Genomic DNA, 17,866 nt, shown 5'->3' with positions numbered 1-17,866 from the left:
AAAAATGAGTTTGATAAAGTATCGAATTTCTTTCTTAACTAAGTTTTGTTAGTTATGAAGAACATTTTGTCAGTAGGATTGTTGTTTTTTTTATCAAATGCTATTTTGGGGCAAAGTACTTATCCTGTGGATAGTTCGTATACTATAGTAGCTACTTATACTAAATTGATAAAAAAGTATCCTTTCATAAAAATAACTGAAGAAGTAAAAAATAATAATGTTAATCAAATTAATGACGTTGTTTATAATGATAATAAAAACAGACCATTACATTTGGATGCATATTTTAGTACAATTAAAAAAAGAAACCCTGCTGTAATCATGATTCATGGCGGAGGCTGGAGATCCGGTAATAAGAGTCAGATGAAGGCTTTGGCGCAGGAAATTGCTTCAAAAGGTTATTCTTGTTTTGCAATAGAATACAGATTGTCATTAGAAGCTAAATATCCAGAAGGAATTCTTGATGTTAAAAATGCAATTAGGTTTATAAAAAATAATGCTAAAAAATTTAAAGTAAACCCAAATAGGATTGCTGTTTTAGGATGTTCTTCAGGAGGGCAAATGGCAGCTTTGATTGGAACAACAAATGATAATCCAGATTTTGACGATGTTCAGAATAAAAGCAAATATTCATCAAAAGTAAATGCAATTATTGATATAGACGGCGTTTTAGCTTTTAAACATCCAGAATCTTCTGAGGGAGAAATGGCAGCTTTTTGGTTGAAGGGGACTTCGACAGAGAATCCTGAAAATTGGAGAAATGCTTCTGCTTTAACACACACAGATAAAAACACACCGCCAATATTATTTATAAATAGCAGTATTGATAGATTTCATGCAGGAAGGAACGATATGATTGCGATTTTAAATCAGAATAATATTTATAACGAGTTTCACACAATTAAAGATTCTCCTCATTCATTTTGGTTTTTTAATCCCTGGTTTGATGAAACAGTTCTTTATGCAACCCGCTTTTTGGATAAAATTTTTTAAAAATATGAGAAGCGATTAGGAAGTAGTAGTTGAAACATTAAATTCTAAAATTAAATATTAACAACATGATAATTTCTCAAAAAATTAATTTCTATAAAAACGTAATTATTCTGTTGCTTCTTTGTTCTGGGAAAGTAATTGCGCAGAATATAGATCAGAGTCAGATTGTTATTTCTGATAATTTAAAATGGTCAGAAAGAATGGCATTATCAATAATTAAAAGACACCCAGAAGCATGGAAAATTGATAACCACGAAGCACCGAAATGGGATTATAAAATTGGTATGATTTTGACGGCCTACCAGAAACTATATAGTAACACAAACAATGCGAAATATTATGACTACGTAAAAGAATATGCGGATGTGTTTATTGATGAAATTGGTGGAATCAAAAAGTTTAATCCTGAAAATCATAGTCTTGATAATATAAATGCAGGTAAAATACTTTTTGATTTATACTATAAAACAAAAGAAGGAAAATACCTGACAGCATTAAAAACATTAAGGAATAATTTTGATGACTACCCAAGAACACCATCTGGAGGGTTTTGGCATAAAAAAATCTATCCTAATCAAATGTGGTTAGACGGTTTGTATATGGCAGAGCCTTTTTATGCAAGATATACGGCCGAATTTGAGAAAGGTGAAAAATTAAACGATGTAGCTCATCAATTTGAACTTCTTCACAAACATACATTTGATGAAAAAACAGATTTGTATTTTCACGCTTGGGACGAAAGTAAACAAATGCCTTGGGCTAATAAAGAAACAGGAACGGCTCCTCATATTTGGTTGAGAGCTCTTGGATGGTATGGAATGGCGTTAGTTGATGCATTAGATTATTTTCCCAAGGATCATCCAAAACGTAGTGAATTGATAGGTTATCTAAATGAATTAGCAATTGCAGTAAGCAAATATCAGGATAAATCCGGTTTATGGTATCAAATTCCAAATCTGCAAAAGCAAAAAGGGAATTATTTAGAATCGTCAGGTTCTTCAATGCTCGTGTATGCGCTTGCTAAAGGAGTACACAAAGATTATTTGCCTCTTAAATTTGAAAAAATTGCCAATAAAGGCTTTAATGGATTAATAAAGAATGTTATTAAAGTAGATAAAAATGGTGAAGTCCACATTACCCAAGTATGTGGAAGTGCGGGATTAGGAGGGAATCCTTACAGAGACGGTTCATTCGAATATTATATGAGCGAAAGAATTGTTACCGATAATTCTCATGGATTAGGAGCTTTTCTGCTGGCAGCAATAGAATTAGATAAATAGAATTTTCAATATATTCAAAATAAATTACTATGTTAAGCAACACATTAAATACCTTAAAAGTAGCCACACTTTTTGTTTTATTCACTTTCTTTAGTTGTAAAACGGCTTCCCCTGAACCTGTAAAAAATACTGAATCGCAGAATTATACTGTAATTTCAAAAGACTTAAAGTGGTCTGATAAAATGGCTTTAACTTTAATGAAACGCCATCCTGAATCCTGGCAGATAGATGATTCTAAAGCTCCAAAATGGGACTATGTTCATGGTCTTGTTTTGTATTCATTTGAAGAATTGTATAAAAAGAATCCAGATTCAAGATATGCAGCTTATGTACAGGGATATCTGGATGCTTTGATTGAAAATGACGGAACAATTAAAACATATGAAATGCAGAAGTATAATATAGATATGATTGTTGCCGGCCGTTTGCTTTTTAATGCGTATAATAAAACTAAAGAAGAAAAATATTTAAAAGCAATGCAGTTATTGCGCAAGCAATTAGCTGATCAGCCAAGAACACAGTCTGGAGGATTTTGGCATAAAAAAATCTATCCTAATCAAATGTGGTTAGATGGTTTGTATATGGGAGAACCTTTCTATGCTCAATATACAGCAACTTTTGAAAATGGAAAAAGTCTGGATGATATTGCGCATCAATTTGAACAAATTCAATTACATGCTACAGATCCAAAAACAGGATTGTTATTTCACGGCTGGGATGAAAGTAAGCAAATGCCATGGGCTGATAAAGAAACAGGAAATTCTCCAAATTATTGGTCAAGAGCTCTTGGCTGGTATGTAATGGCTTTAGTTGATGCATTGGATTATTTTCCAAAAGACCATCCAAAACAAAAAGAATTAGTTGGCTATTTGAATAATGTTGCAGAAAGTTTAGCAAAGTATCAGGATAAATCTGGTTTGTGGTACCAGGTAACGGATAAAATGGGTAAGGAAGGAAATTATTTGGAAGCTTCAGGCTCATCAATGTTTGCGTATGCATTTGCAAAAGGGGCTAATAAAGGTTATTTACCATCAAAATTCAAAAAAATGGCAAACCATGCTTTTGATGGTTTGACTACCCAATTAATAAAAGTTGATGCTGATGGTACAATTACCTTGACACAGGCCTGTCAGGTAGCTGGGCTTGGAGGAACTCCATACAGAGATGGTTCCTATGAATATTATGTAAATGAAAAAAAGAAAGATAATGACCCAAAAGCTACAGGGCCTTTTATATTAGCGGCATTAGAGTTAAACAGATAAGTATAATTTTTTTTTAATGAAATTTATAAAAATAACGTTTCTTTTTTTGTGTTTCACAGGAATACAGATCTTAACAGGACAGGAAAAAAATGAAAATAATTTTTCGAAGGTCTGGGTTGCTGATCAAGGTAACGGCACGTATAAAAATCCTATTTTATATGCCGATTATTCAGATCCGGATGCTATTAGGGTTGGGGATGATTATTACATGACAGCGTCATCATTCAATTGTGTTCCAGGACTGCCTATCCTTCATTCAAAAGATTTGGTAAACTGGAAATTAATTGGTTATGCACTTTCAAAACAAAAGCCTTTAGAGGTTTACAATAAAGTTCAGCATGGAAATGGTGTCTGGGCTCCATGTATTCGTTTTTATAATAATGAATTTTATATCTATTATCCTGATCCCGATTTTGGAATTTATGTTGTGAAAGCTAAAAAAGCAGAAGGCCCTTGGTCAGAACCGATTATGGTAAAAGAAGGCAAAGGCCTGATTGATCCAACACCGTTATGGGATGAGGATGGTAAAGCATATTTAGGTTATGCTTTTGCTGGAAGCCGTGCAGGAATAAAAAGTGTTTTGGCAGTTTGTTCAATGAGTTCGGATGGTTTGTCTGCCCATAATGATGATGTCATGATTATTGACGGGCATACTACAGATGAAGTAACTATTGAGGGGCCTAAGTTTTACAAAAGAAATGGCTATTATTACATATTCGCTCCTGCAGGAGGAGTAGCCACTGGCTGGCAAACGGTTATGAGATCCAAAAATGTATATGGACCTTATGAAAAAAGGAAAGTTATGGATCAGGGAAAATCAGCTGTAAACGGTCCTCATCAGGGAGCCTGGGTTCAGACACAAACAGGGGAAGATTGGTTTATTCATTTTCAGGATCAGTTTGCATACGGAAGAGTAGTTCATTTACAGCCTATGAAGTGGCAAAATGACTGGCCGGTGATTGGAAATGACGAAAATAAAGATGGTACTGGAGAGCCTGTTATGGCTTATAAAAAACCAAATGTAGGTAAAAAAATATTTCCTATTGAAACGCCACCGGAAAGTGATGAATTTAATAAACCAAAACTTGGGCTGCAATGGCAGTGGCATGCAAATCCACAGATTACCTGGGGACTTCCTACAGCAATGGGATATTATAATTTAAATTGTATTCCTGTTCCTAAAGATTATAATAATCTGTTTGATGTTCCTAATTTACTTTTACAAAAATTCCCTTCGGATGAGTTTACTGCAACAGCAAAAATTACGTTTAATTCCAGATTTGATGGTGAATATGCAGGATTGGTAATTATGGGTCTGGATTACAGTTTTTTATGTCTGAAACAAGAAGAAGGTAAACTGTTTCTTTCTCAAAGAACAGCTTTGAAAGCGGATAAAAAAGGGATTGAACTTGAAAGTAAAAAAATTGCAATAAAGGATAAAACAATTTACCTGCAAGTAAAAGTAAAAGCAGGCGGAATATGTAATTTTTTATATAGCATAGATGGACAAAAATTTAACTCTGTTGGCGATAATTTTACTGCACGAGAAGGCAAATGGATTGGTGCTAAAATAGGATTTGTGGCACTTAGAGAAGGTGTTATAAATGATGCTGGCAGTGTTGCAATAGATTGGTTTAGGATAACCAATTAAAGCAGAAAAAATAAATAACTAAATAAATAACCAAAATTAATTAACTAAATGAATCAACTTAAAAAAACAGTATTATTACTTTTAATAAGTACGAACTGTTATGTTAACGCACAGGAAAAAGCTAAAAAATGGCCGGATTTAATTATAAAAAGTTACTCAGCCTGGTTTGGTTCTGAAGAAGGTAAAAAAGTAGGTGAAAATGTTCTGCTTTATCAAAGAGATATTGGCGGATGGCCAAAAAATATCCAAATGTTGAAAGAATTGACTGAGGAAGAGAAAACTAAACTATTAGAACTAAAACCATCAGGAAAAGACTGTACAATAGATAACAGAGCAACAACCCAGGAAATACTTTTTGTATCTAAAATGTACGCTCAGACAAAAGATGAAAGATATAAAGATTCATTTTTAAGAGCTGTAAATTATTTACTTTCAGCGCAATATCCTAATGGAGGATGGCCTCAGTATTTTCCATTAAAAAAAGGATATTATACGCATATTACTTATAATGACAATTCAATGGTTGATGTTTTGAATGTATTAAAAGAAATAGCAAATCAAACTGAATATTACAGTATTAAACCATCGCAGGAAATTGTTGATAAAGCTAAAATAGCTGTTGAGAAAGGAATTGATTGCATCTTAAAAACCCAATACAAACAAAATGGTGTTTTAACTGTTTGGTGTGCACAACATGATGAAGTTACTTTTGCTCCAGCTGATGCAAGAGCTTATGAACTTGCTTCATTAAGCGGAAAAGAATCTGCAAAAATTGTATTATTTTTAATGTCTGTTGATAATCCTTCACCTGAAATTAAAACTGCTATTGTAAGTGCATATAACTGGTTTGAAAAAACAAAAATTACGAATCTTAGAGAAGAGCGAATATACGATGCAGATGGTAAAGTTATAGGTAAAAAAATGTATCCAACTGATGAGGTTGCGCCAATTTGGCCAAGATTTGCAGAACTTGATACAAATGAGGCTTTTTTCTGTGACCGTGACGGAATTAAAAAGAAATATATAACTGATATTGGTGAAGAAAGAAGAAATGGTTACTCGTGGTATTCTAATGAACCTAAAGAAGTTTTGAAAAAATACAAAAAGTGGTCAAAAAAAAATAATTTAGAAAAAACTGAATCAGAGTAATTCTATAATAGTAATTGATTGAGCATTTCCTTTGTGTTAAACAGTGAATTAGGATTTTGCCTGCAAAAATAAAAATTATGAATATTAGACTTTTTTTTCTGGTATTGTTTTCAACTGTTTCATTTGCTCAGGACAATAAATTTCCAACGGCAAAAGTAGATTCAATTGTAAGTGCAATTCAACTACCCAAAATTCCTTCGTATCAAGTTAATGTAGCGAAATTAGGAGCCAAAGGAGACTCTGTTTCTGATAGTAAGCCCTTTTTTGATAAAGCAATGGCATTGTGTAAGAAGAATAAGGGAGGAACTATTACAGTTCCAAAAGGAGTTTATCTTTTAAAAGGACCAATTCATTTTGTAAGCAATGTCAATTTAAAAATTGAGAAAGGCGCGAAAATTAAATTTAGTGATAAGCCTGAGGATTATTTACCAATGGTTTTAACCAGCTGGGAAGGTACAATACTTTATAATTACAGCCCGTTAATTTATGCATATGATTGTACCAATATTGCATTAACCGGTGAGGGAATTATTGATGGAGAAGGTGGTAAAACATGGAAAACCTTTAAATCTCAAGAAGGAAAAGGTAAAGAGCTGAGCCGGGAAATGAATCATAACAATGTTCCTGTCAATGAAAGGAAATTTGGGACAGGTTATTTTTTGCGTCCACAAATGATTCAGTTTTTTAACTGTAAGAATATTTTAGTCGAAAATATCCGTATTGAAAATTCTCCTTTTTGGTGTCTGCATTTATTAAAATCACAAAGTATAACCGTTAGAGGATTAAGTTATAAGTCATTGAATTACAATAATGATGGTATAGATCCTGAATATGCAAAAGACGTTTTGATCGAAAATATAACTTTCAATAACGGTGATGATAATGTAGCAATAAAAGCAGGAAGAGATCATGAAGGAAGAGCTAATGCAGTTACCCCAAGTGAAAATATTATTATTCGAAACTGTAATTTTAAAGGGCTTCACGGAGTAGTTATAGGCAGCGAAATGTCCGCTGGAGTACAAAACGTTTTTGTTGAGAATTGCAAAACCACTGGTTATTTAAAAAGAGGTATTTATTTAAAAACCAATGCTGACAGAGGAGGTTTTATAAAAAATGTTTTTGTTCGAAATATCCAGTTAGATGAAGTAGAAGATTGTCTTTATATCACAGCCAATTATCACGGAGAAGGAAAAGGATTTCAGTCTGAAATATCAAATGTTTCGTTTTCTGATATTTTATGTAATAAAGCCTCTGCCTCAGGGATTGTTATTCAGGGATTTGCTGATAAAAAGATCAAAAACATCTCTTTAAATAATATTGAAATTAAGTGGGCTAAAAATGCGATATCAAGTACAAATGCTGAGAATGTAATTCTGAATGAAGTTTTTATCGGAGAAAAAGCTACAGTTCCTTCAGCAGCAAAATAGTTTATTAAAAAATAAAAAATGAAACATTATATCTTAATTCTTTGGTTGATGTCAGCCACTTGTTTTGCACAAAAAACAACTGTTTATACCATTGGAGATTCAACAATGGCGAATAAAAAAGATCCGGAAAAAAACCCTGAACACGGTTGGGCTCAGGTATTACAACCTTTTTTTAAAGATAATATTATTATCGACAATAGGGCTTTAAATGGAAGAAGTACCAGAAGTTTTATAGCTGAAAAACAGTGGGATGCGGTATACCAAAAACTAAAAAAAGGTGATTATGTTTTTATTGAGTTTGGGCATAATGATGGGAAAAACATGGATTCATTACGTTATACAAACCCGCATACGGCTTACAGACATAATCTAATCCGTTTTGTAAAAGAAAGCCGTGCAAAAGGAGCAATTCCAATTTTACTGAGTTCAATTGCAAGAAGAAATTTTAATGAAAAAGGAGTGTTAATTGGAACTCACGGGGATTATCCTTTAGAAACCAGGTTGGTTGCGCAGGAATTTAATGTTCCTTTTATTGATTTGGAATATTTTACCGAATTATTAGAACAATCTTATGGACCTGAAAAATCAAAAGAGTTGCATTTACATTTCAAAGCAGGAGAAAATCCATATTATAAAGACGCTAAAGACGATGATACACATCTTTCTTTAAAAGGAGCAACAGAAATTGCACAAATAGTTGTTGAGCAAATAAAACTTTTAGAAGATTCTTCTGTTGAAACACTTAAGAAGGGAATTAAATAGCCTGAATAATCTTTATTAAATAAAATCGTATCCGGATAGGCTTTTTTACAGTTACGGATACGATTTTATATTTATAGCAAATGGAATAATTAAGCGAATGTTATTTTTTTTGTAACGGACTAACAATTTGAACATTCTGAAAAACAATGGCCCCTTTTACGACACCTGCAATAGTGCTCCTTAAGGCATCAATGATTTGCATTTTTAATTCGCTTTTAGGATAAATTAAACTCACCTCACGTGCAGGTTTTGGTTCTTTGAAATTACGAAGTTTTAATTTATCGGAGTCCTTTAAATCCAGTGTGTGTAAGTACGGAAGTAATGTTGTGCCCAAACCTTCATCTGCTAATTTTATTAGTGTTTCAAAACTTCCGCTTTGAATCTGGAAATTGTTTTGATCAATATCAGTTCCATTTTTGCATAAATTTAAAATACCGTCCCTAAAACAGTGTCCATCTTGTAAAAGTAAGATTTCATTGATGTTTAAGTCAGAAACTTCTATTTCGTCTTTTTGAAAACTGGAATGGTGTTCAGGAATATAGGCTACAAAAGGTTCAAAATACAATACAATTTCTTTTATTTTTTCGTCTTCAAGTGGGGTTGCAGCAATAGCCGCATCCAAATGACCGTTTTTTAGTTTTGTAATAATTTCATCGGTATTAAGCTCTTCAATCAAAAGCTTTACTTTTGGATATTTTTTTATAAAATTATTTAAAAACATCGGTAAAAGTGTAGGCATGATTGTTGGAATAATTCCTAAACGAAACTCACCGCCAATAAAACCTTTCTGCTGTTCGACAATATCCTGAATACGATTTGCCTCATTTACAATATTTTTTGCCTGATTTACAATTTTCTGACCAATATCTGTAAGTTGAATCGGTTTTTTGCTTCTGTCGAAAATTAAAATATTCAATTCTTCTTCAATTTTTTGAATCTGCATACTTAAAGTAGGCTGAGTCACGAAACATTTTTCTGCCGCTAATGTGAAATTTTTATGCTCGGCTACTGCTAAAACATATTGTAGTTGAGTTATAGTCATTTTAATAGTATTTTGTGATGCAAAAATAAGAAAATATAATTTTTCATTATAATTATTGCAAGGAAGTTATTTTAGATTTGTAAAAAGAATTGAAGAATTGTATATCTATTCACAATTAAAAATAGATAGGATAGCCGAACGAGTTTTAACGATTTGAGGAGCTCCATTCATACTTTAGAAGATTGAATTTATCGTCAGGAAACACTTCAAATGACGAAAAAGCAGTTCAATTAATAAAATACATTCTTATCAGATTTGCTTAAAACTGAAAGAGAAATTTTGAATAAGTCAGGAAAAATTAGCGATGAAGGTACAAATTATATGATGAATGTCTGGCTGGAAGAAGAGTTTTAATATGTTGTTTATGAATTGTTTGAAAATATGAATAGTCAAATGTATATATTCAGCTTTTTTACAAATGTTAAATTTCTATAAAATTTTTAGCTTCATACTTTGATTTTATCTGTTAAAAGTTATTTTTGCTTGAATGAAACTAATCGCTCGCATATTATTATTCATATTCATTGCTTTTTTAGCAACGCCAACAGTTGTGACGTTGATGAAGAAGAGTAATGATACATCTATGTTTTTTAGTTTTTCTGAAGAAGAGCACTCACACAAAGAACTTAAGGCAGCCGTTTATCCGGTAATATTGCAACATGAAGTTGCAATACCTCTTTATATACAGAAAAAAACAATAGTGTCTGAAAATATTGTCAAACTAGACAATATTTCTCCCAGCATATTTGCACCACCTCCAAACTTAGTGTAATACTTCCGATTATTTTAAACTAACTGTATTTGTAGTAAATATAGTAGATCTTTAATGTATCAATTTTTAGTATTGTATTATGTCAAAAAAAATTAATCTTTTTGCTAACCTTAAATCTGATTTTGCTTCAGGTTTGGTGGTTTTCTTGGTCGCTCTTCCATTGTGTTTAGGTATTGCAATGGCTTCCGGTGCACCTTTGTTTTCTGGAATCATTGCAGGTGTTATTGGAGGTATTGTGGTAGGTTATTTAAGCCAGTCACATATTAGTGTTTCCGGACCAGCAGCTGGTTTAACAGCTATTGTTTTAACCGCCATCACTGATTTTGGTGCTTTCGATGTTTTTTTACTATCAGTTTTTATTGCAGGATTAATTCAATTAGCATTAGGGTTTTTAAAAGCCGGAAGTATATCGAATTATTTTCCAACTAATGTAATTGAAGGAATGCTTGCCGGTATCGGTATTATTATTATTCTAAAACAAATACCGCACGCATTTGGTTACGATTCAGATTTTGAAGGGGATCAGGCTTTTATTCAAAATGATGGAAGCAATTCATTTTCTTTTCTATTTGATGTTGTTAATCACATTCACTTAGGAGCTGTAGTAATTTCATTAATTTCACTTGTGGTTTTAATTTCCTGGGATAAAGTCCCATTTTTAAAGAGATTAAAATTAGTACCAGGTGCCTTGGTAGCAGTTATTCTGGGGGTTTTATTAAATGAATTCTTTATATCGTCAGGAAGTTCGCTTGCAATTGCAAAAGAACATTTAGTTTCGTTACCGGTTCCAAAATCTTTTGATGATTTTAAGTCCATTATTATTACGCCAAATTTTAGTGCAGTTACAAATCCTCAAGTTTGGGTCGTAGCCATTACAATTGCCATTGTAGCTTCTATCGAAACGTTGTTGTGTATTGAAGCTTCTGACAGAATGGATGTTCAAAAGCGCTACACAGATACAAATGTAGAATTAAGAGCTCAGGGTGTTGGTAATATGTTAAGTTCCCTTTTAGGAGGATTGCCAATGACATCTGTAGTTGTGAGATCATCTGCAAATAATAATGCTGGAGCAAAATCAAAAATGTCTTCAATTATTCATGGTGTACTTTTATTAATTAGTGTTTTGTCTATTCCGGCAATATTAAATAAAATTCCATTGGCAACATTAGCTACAGTTTTGATTTTGGTAGGATATAAATTAGCAAAACCTGCTACATTTTTACATTTCTGGCATAAAGGAAAATATCAGTTTATTCCCTTTATTGCAACCTTGGTATTTGTTGTTGCAACAGATTTACTAAAAGGTGTGGCGTTGGGAATTATAATCAGTATCGTTTTTGTATTGAGAGGTAACCTAAAAAGAGCTTATATCTTCAAAAAAGAAGAATACGAAGATGGAGACATTATTCACATCGACTTAGCTCAGGAAGTATCATTTTTGAATAAAGCTGCTATAAAACAAACACTAAGTGAAATCCCTGAAAACTCTAAAGTTATCATCAATGCACATGATACAGAATATATTGCCCATGATGTATTGGATTTAATCAGAGAATTTAAAGAAACTCGTGCTATTGATGAAAATATCAAGGTAAAACTGAAAGGTTTTAAAGAAGCTTACGAATTAGAAAATACTCCGGATAATAATAATCATGTTTCTATTGAACACTATTATGATGTAGCAAAGAGAGTATTAGTGAAAAAAGAAGAAGCAAAAGAAAAATTTTAAAACAAAATAAATAATTAATGTATTTCTAAAAGAGAGCGGAATCTTAAAATTTAGATAACTTTACATGAGTTCTTTTGTAATTGTTATCACACAGAAATACCATTCAAAAAAATAAAAAACAATGATAGAGTTTTATAAACAAATACTTGAAAACAACAAAAAATGGGTCGAAAATTCATTAGCAAAAGATCCTAATTATTTCGCAGATTTAGCAAAAGGACAAACTCCACCATTGTTATGGATAGGTTGCTCTGACAGTCGTGTTCCTGCTAATGAAATTATTGGAGCAAAGCCAGGTGAGGTTTTTGTACACCGAAATATTGCCAATATGGTCGTACACTCAGATATGAATATGCTAAGTGTTCTGGATTATGCGGTAAATGTTTTAAAAGTAAAGCATGTAATTGTGTGTGGACATTACGGCTGTGGAGGTGTAAAAGCAGCAATGGGGAACCAATCTGTTGGAATTATTGATAACTGGCTTCGTCATATTAAGGATGAATACCGTCTGCATGATAAATATCTGAATTCTATTCAGGATGAGGATGCACGTTTTAATGCTTTTGTTGAAATTAATGCTAAAGAACAGGTTTATAACCTTGCCAAGACTTCAATCGTTCAGGGAGCCTGGAAAAATGGTCAGGATTTAATGCTTCACGGATGGGTTTATGGATTAAATTCTGGTTTTGTAACAGATTTAAATGTAACAATCAGTTCGAATGAGGAGCTGGATCAGGTTTATCAATTAGATCTTTAATCAGACATAAAAAAAATCGCCCCATAAGAGGCGATTTTTTTTATTCGTTTTCATCCAGATTTTCATTGAAAGCAGAGGGCAACATTGTTGGAATAAATTTTATTAAAATTGGTAATAATAAACTTCCGCCCGGGAGTAAAAAAATGGTTAGTGAGGGAATCGTTTTACAGATATCCAAAAGCTGTTTTTTTACTTTTTTCTTTTCCTTGGCATCCAGATCTCTTGTTGTAGAGTACGCCAAAAGAACCATTAATTCTTTACTTTGAACAATTTCCTTAACCAGTCTGTTTTTGTTTCGGATAATCAGTTTTACGACTGTGTGCGTCATCTGGTCGTAAAAGTGTTTTACCGGATTAGAATAATTAAAATATGGAATTTTCTTTTTGTGCGTTGTGATGAATAAATTGGTTGTAGCAATACTTTGAGTTACGAAATCATCAGAAACCTTCATCATTGATCCTAACGAATATAAAAAGTAAGCTTCTTCATTTTCAACCACGCCGTCGCTCCATAAAGCCATTCCAGCCATATCGATTAAATAATAATGCTCTAATTTATTATCGAAATAACTTAGGGTTAAAGTTTCTAAAGTATCAACAGTAACTTTTGAAAATTTTGAGTACCGTATAGAAGCTTCAAAAAGTTTAATTAATAAGTCGTCGTGTTGAGATTTTACTGTTTTAGTTTTTAATGCTAATCCTACAATTCCAAGAACCGTTTCTTCAATTCTCTTGAGATATTTCTCCGGAATTGCGCCATGTTCTAAATATTGTCTAAAAGCCAGTACATCTATAAATAATAAAGCATTGGTTACAAGATGTGAGAAGTTTTTACTAATGATACTGTCATTGGTTTGAACTCTCTGATCAATTATATTTTCTAATGATAATGATGGAGTGTCTTTTGGAAGCAAAATTTTAAACAAACTAAACCCTTCCGGATTCATTTCTTTATAAAATTTTAGAACTTCAGAAATAAAGTTATTCGGCTCTGAATTTCTTTTTTCAAGGCAAAAAACATGATATAATGTATTTAATAAAGCAATTTTAGAAATCTCGGTCTTAAACCAGCCTTTTATAGGAATTGGGATTTGAGAATCAATAGAGATAATATGTCCATAGATAAAGCCTGTTTCTCTAACTTTATAGTAAAATGAATCTGCAGTCTCAAAAGGAATCGCTTCTGAGAACTTTTGTTCATTAAAAAATTTATCTATCCAGCCAGGTGCCGATGGGTTAATCATTAACTTGAGTTTGAGGATACAAAGCTATACCTTTTTCTTGTGTTAAGATTGATTTTTAAATGAAATAACCACTAGATTTTGTGAAATAGTGGTTATTAAGTTTTTAATTATTTAATGATGCCTGCACAAGCTACTCTGCCACCTGCATTGCCGGTTGGTTGAGTAGTAAAATCATCAGCACCCTGATGAACAATTAATCCTTTTCCTAAGATATTTTTAGTTTCATCATCACCGCCAATAGCCCATTCATCAGTCGTCATCGTTATAGTTCCGTTTCCATCAGCATCTGCTGTAAAATTACCAATGTCGCCTTTATGATATTCGCCAACTCCCCATTTTCCATGTTTTTTGAAAGTTGGATTCCAGTGTCCACCGGCAGAACTTCCGTCAGCAGCTGTGCAATCTGATTTTTCGTGAATGTGAATTGCATGGACACCCGGCTGTAAACCCGCTATTTTTGCCGTAAAAGTTACTTTGCCATTTTTTTCTGTAAATGTTGCGGTTCCTGTAACTTTACTATTGCTTTTTGGCTCTAAAGTTACAGTCAGCGTTTTAGCATCATTTGATTTTGTACTGGTCTTACAGCCAATTATTAAGGCAGTAATTATTGCGAACGAAACAATTATTTTTTTCATATGTGTGGCATTTAAATTAATGATAAGTAAATTTAGCATAAAACATAAGATATTCTTTAAGCATTTACGTTAAAAAAATCCAAAACTATTCGATGTTATTTAATTAACTTTAAACATAAAGCTTAGAAATATTGCTTAAATTAGTATTTGTTTTTAACGAAAAAAATATGCTTCTACGGTTTTTAAATTGTTGATTTTTAAAATTTTAATATTATGATAAAAAATATTTTTATCCTTTTTTTCTTTGGTTTTCTGTTAATTTCCTGTAATGTTTTTAAGTGCAAAAAAAAGGATGTCCTTTCTAAACTGGAAGGGAATTGGGAACTTAGTTATATCACTGGACCAAGAATTGCTTTTGAGGGGTTATATCCGAATAAAAAACCTTCAATAAATTTCAATACTAAAGAAAATTTGGTTTCGGGCAATAACAGCTGTAATTCTTATACAGGTCAACTTAATGTCTCTGAAAACAAAATTAATTTTAAGGAACCTATGGTTACAACCAAAATGATGTGTATAGATGGACAGGGCGAGCAGGTTTTTATGAGTACTTTGTCTAAAGTGACTTCCTATAATGTTACTGATGATGGAAGAACTTTAAATTTTATTTCTGGTAATATTGAAACGATGCGATTCACAAAAAGATAAAACCTACTTTCTTAAACTATAAAATATAATTTATGAAAACTAAAGTATTTGTTTTATTAGTCATATGCTCTTTTTTAATTTTTCCTGTATTGGCACAGGAAAAATCTAAAAAAGCACTTAAAGCAGAAAAAGAATTAGAGAAACAAAAAGAAATTAAAGGTCTTATCGATTCTAAGAATTTTGTTTTTGAGGCACAAAAAGTTATACCTCAAGGAGGCGGACTTTTAAATTTAGATTATAATACTTATTTTTTAAAATTCAACGAAACCAGGACAACTTGCGATTTGCCATTTTTTGGACGTGCATTTAGCGTACCTTATGGAGGAGGTGATGGCGGTGTAAAATTTGAAGGCATTCCTGAGGGTATCCAAGTTGAAAAAAAGAAAAAATCCTATAATATAAAAGCAACTGTAAAAGGTAAGGATGATGTTTATAATCTTTTTATGATTGTTTTTTTTGATGGGAGTGCATCTCTTTCAGTCAATAGTAATAACAGGGCATCGATTTCTTATGATGGGGAAATTGAGGCACCAAAACCTGAAGAAGTTAAAAAGTAGGCTCCGTAGTTTGGTTTAAAAAAAATTAAAATCCGCATTTGTTTCGGGACAAATGCGGATTTAACAAATTAAAAGCTAAAAAACTATTTTTGAATTAGAAGCAGTATGAATTTTCTACTACTAATTTTTCTGCGATTTTTTCTCTCAACGCTACTACATTTGGAAGATTAGTGTATTTTGTAAAACGTTTTAATCCCATTAACATCATACGTTGTTCGTCACCTTCTGCGAAAGAAGCAATTCCTTCTTTTCCTCTTGAGTTTACAATATCTACAGCTTTGTACAAGTATAATTTTGCCATAGCGATTTGCTCTTGTACTTTATCTTCTCCTTGAGATTTTGCTAATTTCTCCGTTCTCAAAATTGTACTTTCGGCCATATAAATTTCGATTAAGATATCAGAAGCAGCCATTAATAATTGTTGGTGAGAATCTAAATCCGGACCATATTTTTGAACAGCACTTCCTGCAACCATTAAGAAAACTTTTTTCAGGTTAGCCACGATTCCTTTTTCTTCTGCAAATAATTCAGAGAAATCCGGAGTATCAAAAGAAGGGATTCCCATTAATTCTTCCTGAACTTTCATTGCAGGCCCAAGTAAATCAACGTGACCTTTCATTGCTTTTTTGATCAGCATACCTACCGAAAGCATTCTGTTGATTTCGTTTGTACCTTCATAAATACGAGCGATACGGGCATCTCTCCATGCACTTTCCATTGGAGTATCTTCAGAGAATCCCATTCCACCGAAAATCTGAATTCCTTCATCAGCACAATTCTGAACATCTTCAGAAACTGCTACTTTCAGGATAGAACACTCAATAGCATATTCTTCAACACCTTTTAATTCAGCTTCCTGGTGAGAAGTTCCTTCTGCTTCACGAGCAGCAATTCTGTCTTCGATATCTTTTGCAGCACGGTAAGAAGCACTTTCTCCGGCGTAAGCACTAGTTGCCATTTCAGCCAGTTTAGAACGGATAGCTCCAAAGCTTGCAATAGCAGTATTAAACTGAATTCTTTCATTAGCATATTTTACAGCTCCGGAAGTAACTCTTCTTTGGGCATCTAAACACGCAGCAGCCAATTTAATACGTCCAACGTTTAAAGCATTCATAGCAATTTTAAAACCGTTTCCTCTTTCAGACAACATGTTTTCAACCGGAACTTTCGTATCGTTAAAGAAAACCTGACGCGTAGAAGATGCACGAATTCCTAATTTATGCTCTTCTTCATTCATAGAAATTCCGTTTGAAGGATCGTTTTCTACGATGAAACCAGTAATGTTTTTATCATCTCCAATACGAGCAAAAACGATGAAGACGCTACAGAAACCTGCATTGGAAATCCACATTTTTTGACCTGTAATTTTATAATGCGTTCCATCTTCAGATAAAACAGCTTTAGTTTTTCCTGAGTTAGCATCAGATCCTGCGCCTGGCTCAGTTAAGCAATAAGCACCGAACCATTCTCCAGAAGCTAATTTTGGAACATATTTTTTCTTTTGTTCCTCAGTTCCATAAAGTGTAATTGGCATAGTTCCAATTCCGGTATGAGCACCAAAAGCAGTAGAGAAAGATCCGGTTGCTCCAGAAATGTAGTCACAAACTAACATTGTAGATACGAATCCCATTCCTAATCCGCCGTATTCTTCAGGAACCGCAACTCCTAAAAGTCCCAATTCACCTGCTTTGCGCATACTTTCTTCTGTAAAAGCGTAATCTTTGTTCTCGAAGCGATTTTTGTTAGGCCAAATTTCTTTGTCAACAAACTCTTTTACAGAGTCACGCATCATTAACTGCTCTTCAGAGAAATCTTCTGGAGTAAAGATGTCCTCACATTTTGTTTCTTTAACTAAAAACTGACCACCACGTGTTACGTTTTTTTCGATTGTATCTGCCATTGCTTATGTTTTTTGTATGTTTTTTATTTATGGTTTTTGTACACAATCTTGTCATTTGG

Annotated in this window: 16 protein-coding genes; 12 read left to right on the top strand and 4 right to left on the bottom strand. The window is 32.8% G+C overall.

The genetic code is table 11. From position 1 onward, the window contains the following. Positions 1 to 54 precede the first annotated feature (54 nt). The 7 genes from JE46_RS16030 (at position 55) to JE46_RS16000 (ending at position 8,524) form a co-directional block, all read left to right on the top strand. On the top strand, positions 55 to 993 hold the full coding sequence (locus tag JE46_RS16030) for an alpha/beta hydrolase (protein WP_031456292.1): 939 nt from the start codon (positions 55 to 57) through the stop codon (positions 991 to 993). 65 nt (positions 994 to 1,058) lie between these two features. Continuing rightward, positions 1,059 to 2,273 carry a glycoside hydrolase family 88/105 protein gene (locus JE46_RS16025; protein ID WP_031456291.1) on the top strand — a complete coding sequence of 405 codons (1,215 nt, stop codon included), beginning with the start codon at positions 1,059 to 1,061 and terminating at the stop codon, positions 2,271 to 2,273. A gap of 29 nt (positions 2,274 to 2,302) precedes the next feature. Continuing rightward, complete coding sequence (locus tag JE46_RS16020; RefSeq protein ID WP_031456290.1) at positions 2,303 to 3,535, top strand: glycoside hydrolase family 88/105 protein; 1,233 nt, start codon at positions 2,303 to 2,305, stop codon at positions 3,533 to 3,535. Positions 3,536 to 3,551: 16 nt separating this feature from the next. Next, positions 3,552 to 5,186, top strand: coding sequence for a glycoside hydrolase family 43 protein (locus JE46_RS16015; protein ID WP_031456289.1), 1,635 nt, complete (start codon positions 3,552 to 3,554; stop codon positions 5,184 to 5,186). 48 nt (positions 5,187 to 5,234) lie between these two features. After that, on the top strand, positions 5,235 to 6,335 hold the full coding sequence (gene pelA / locus JE46_RS16010) for a pectate lyase (RefSeq protein WP_031456288.1): 1,101 nt from the start codon (positions 5,235 to 5,237) through the stop codon (positions 6,333 to 6,335). A 77-nt stretch (positions 6,336 to 6,412) separates the two neighbouring features. Further along, a complete protein-coding gene (locus JE46_RS16005) occupies positions 6,413 to 7,762 on the top strand; it encodes a glycoside hydrolase family 28 protein (protein WP_031456287.1) in 1,350 nt (449 codons plus the stop codon). An 18-nt stretch (positions 7,763 to 7,780) separates the two neighbouring features. Beyond that, positions 7,781 to 8,524: a rhamnogalacturonan acetylesterase gene (locus JE46_RS16000; protein WP_031456286.1), complete on the top strand. Its 744-nt coding sequence runs from the start codon at positions 7,781 to 7,783 to the stop codon at positions 8,522 to 8,524. 100 nt (positions 8,525 to 8,624) lie between these two features. Here JE46_RS16000 and JE46_RS15995 read toward each other — a convergent pair whose 3' ends face one another. Further along, positions 8,625 to 9,566, bottom strand: a complete 942-nt coding sequence (locus JE46_RS15995) for a LysR substrate-binding domain-containing protein (protein WP_031456285.1) — start codon at positions 9,564 to 9,566, stop codon at positions 8,625 to 8,627. 487 nt (positions 9,567 to 10,053) lie between these two features. Between JE46_RS15995 and JE46_RS15990 the strand changes: the two genes are divergently transcribed. The 3 genes from JE46_RS15990 (at position 10,054) to can (ending at position 12,824) form a co-directional block, all read left to right on the top strand. Continuing rightward, positions 10,054 to 10,338 carry a hypothetical protein gene (locus JE46_RS15990; RefSeq protein ID WP_031456284.1) on the top strand — a complete coding sequence of 95 codons (285 nt, stop codon included), beginning with the start codon at positions 10,054 to 10,056 and terminating at the stop codon, positions 10,336 to 10,338. Between the two features lie 79 nt (positions 10,339 to 10,417). Next, positions 10,418 to 12,067 (top strand): SulP family inorganic anion transporter, encoded by a 1,650-nt coding sequence (locus JE46_RS15985; RefSeq protein ID WP_031456283.1) that lies wholly within the window; start codon positions 10,418 to 10,420, stop codon positions 12,065 to 12,067. A gap of 121 nt (positions 12,068 to 12,188) precedes the next feature. Beyond that, the gene (gene can / locus JE46_RS15980; protein WP_031456282.1) at positions 12,189 to 12,824 is read left to right on the top strand and encodes a carbonate dehydratase; all 636 of its coding nucleotides are present in this window, start codon (positions 12,189 to 12,191) and stop codon (positions 12,822 to 12,824) included. Positions 12,825 to 12,864: 40 nt separating this feature from the next. On the opposite strand, the gene JE46_RS15975 is transcribed toward can, so the two are convergent. Together JE46_RS15975 and JE46_RS15970 are read right to left on the bottom strand one after the other, a co-directional pair. After that, complete coding sequence (locus tag JE46_RS15975; protein ID WP_031456281.1) at positions 12,865 to 14,067, bottom strand: LETM1-related biofilm-associated protein; 1,203 nt, start codon at positions 14,065 to 14,067, stop codon at positions 12,865 to 12,867. Between the two features lie 107 nt (positions 14,068 to 14,174). Further along, positions 14,175 to 14,702: a superoxide dismutase family protein gene (locus JE46_RS15970; RefSeq protein WP_031456280.1), complete on the bottom strand. Its 528-nt coding sequence runs from the start codon at positions 14,700 to 14,702 to the stop codon at positions 14,175 to 14,177. Between the two features lie 213 nt (positions 14,703 to 14,915). On the opposite strand from JE46_RS15970, the gene JE46_RS15965 reads away from it, so the two are divergent. Both JE46_RS15965 and JE46_RS15960 read left to right on the top strand, forming a co-directional pair. Then, on the top strand, positions 14,916 to 15,350 hold the full coding sequence (locus tag JE46_RS15965) for an META domain-containing protein (protein WP_031456279.1): 435 nt from the start codon (positions 14,916 to 14,918) through the stop codon (positions 15,348 to 15,350). 32 nt (positions 15,351 to 15,382) lie between these two features. Beyond that, entirely contained in the window at positions 15,383 to 15,907 is a 525-nt protein-coding gene (locus tag JE46_RS15960) for a DUF4251 domain-containing protein (RefSeq protein ID WP_031456278.1), read from the top strand. A gap of 94 nt (positions 15,908 to 16,001) precedes the next feature. Here the strand turns inward: JE46_RS15960 and JE46_RS15955 are convergent, their stop codons facing one another. Beyond that, positions 16,002 to 17,807: an acyl-CoA dehydrogenase family protein gene (locus tag JE46_RS15955; RefSeq protein WP_031456277.1), complete on the bottom strand. Its 1,806-nt coding sequence runs from the start codon at positions 17,805 to 17,807 to the stop codon at positions 16,002 to 16,004. Between the last annotated feature and the right edge of the window lie 59 nt (positions 17,808 to 17,866).

This window comes from Flavobacterium chungangense LMG 26729 (assembly GCF_000735715.2).
GTDB lineage: Bacteria > Bacteroidota > Bacteroidia > Flavobacteriales > Flavobacteriaceae > Flavobacterium > Flavobacterium chungangense.
The sequence above is the reverse complement of the archived record's forward strand: the minus strand, read 5'-3'. Positions and strand labels throughout refer to the sequence as shown.

What these genes read in the sequence shown, in the direction of transcription:
- JE46_RS15960 (WP_031456278.1), top strand. Translation starts at nt 15,383, where the DNA reads ATGAAAACTAAAGTATTTGTTTTATTAGTCATATGCTCTTTTTTAATT.
- JE46_RS15995 (WP_031456285.1), bottom strand. Translation starts at nt 9,566, where the DNA reads ATGACTATAACTCAACTACAATATGTTTTAGCAGTAGCCGAGCATAAA.
- JE46_RS16030 (WP_031456292.1), top strand. Translation starts at nt 55, where the DNA reads ATGAAGAACATTTTGTCAGTAGGATTGTTGTTTTTTTTATCAAATGCT.
- JE46_RS15965 (WP_031456279.1), top strand. Translation starts at nt 14,916, where the DNA reads ATGATAAAAAATATTTTTATCCTTTTTTTCTTTGGTTTTCTGTTAATT.
- JE46_RS16020 (WP_031456290.1), top strand. Translation starts at nt 2,303, where the DNA reads ATGTTAAGCAACACATTAAATACCTTAAAAGTAGCCACACTTTTTGTT.
- JE46_RS15985 (WP_031456283.1), top strand. Translation starts at nt 10,418, where the DNA reads ATGTCAAAAAAAATTAATCTTTTTGCTAACCTTAAATCTGATTTTGCT.
- JE46_RS15990 (WP_031456284.1), top strand. Translation starts at nt 10,054, where the DNA reads ATGAAACTAATCGCTCGCATATTATTATTCATATTCATTGCTTTTTTA.
- JE46_RS16025 (WP_031456291.1), top strand. Translation starts at nt 1,059, where the DNA reads ATGATAATTTCTCAAAAAATTAATTTCTATAAAAACGTAATTATTCTG.
- JE46_RS15975 (WP_031456281.1), bottom strand. Translation starts at nt 14,067, where the DNA reads ATGATTAACCCATCGGCACCTGGCTGGATAGATAAATTTTTTAATGAA.
- JE46_RS16005 (WP_031456287.1), top strand. Translation starts at nt 6,413, where the DNA reads ATGAATATTAGACTTTTTTTTCTGGTATTGTTTTCAACTGTTTCATTT.
- JE46_RS15955 (WP_031456277.1), bottom strand. Translation starts at nt 17,807, where the DNA reads ATGGCAGATACAATCGAAAAAAACGTAACACGTGGTGGTCAGTTTTTA.
- can (WP_031456282.1), top strand. Translation starts at nt 12,189, where the DNA reads ATGATAGAGTTTTATAAACAAATACTTGAAAACAACAAAAAATGGGTC.
- JE46_RS16000 (WP_031456286.1), top strand. Translation starts at nt 7,781, where the DNA reads ATGAAACATTATATCTTAATTCTTTGGTTGATGTCAGCCACTTGTTTT.
- pelA (WP_031456288.1), top strand. Translation starts at nt 5,235, where the DNA reads ATGAATCAACTTAAAAAAACAGTATTATTACTTTTAATAAGTACGAAC.
- JE46_RS15970 (WP_031456280.1), bottom strand. Translation starts at nt 14,702, where the DNA reads ATGAAAAAAATAATTGTTTCGTTCGCAATAATTACTGCCTTAATAATT.
- JE46_RS16015 (WP_031456289.1), top strand. Translation starts at nt 3,552, where the DNA reads ATGAAATTTATAAAAATAACGTTTCTTTTTTTGTGTTTCACAGGAATA.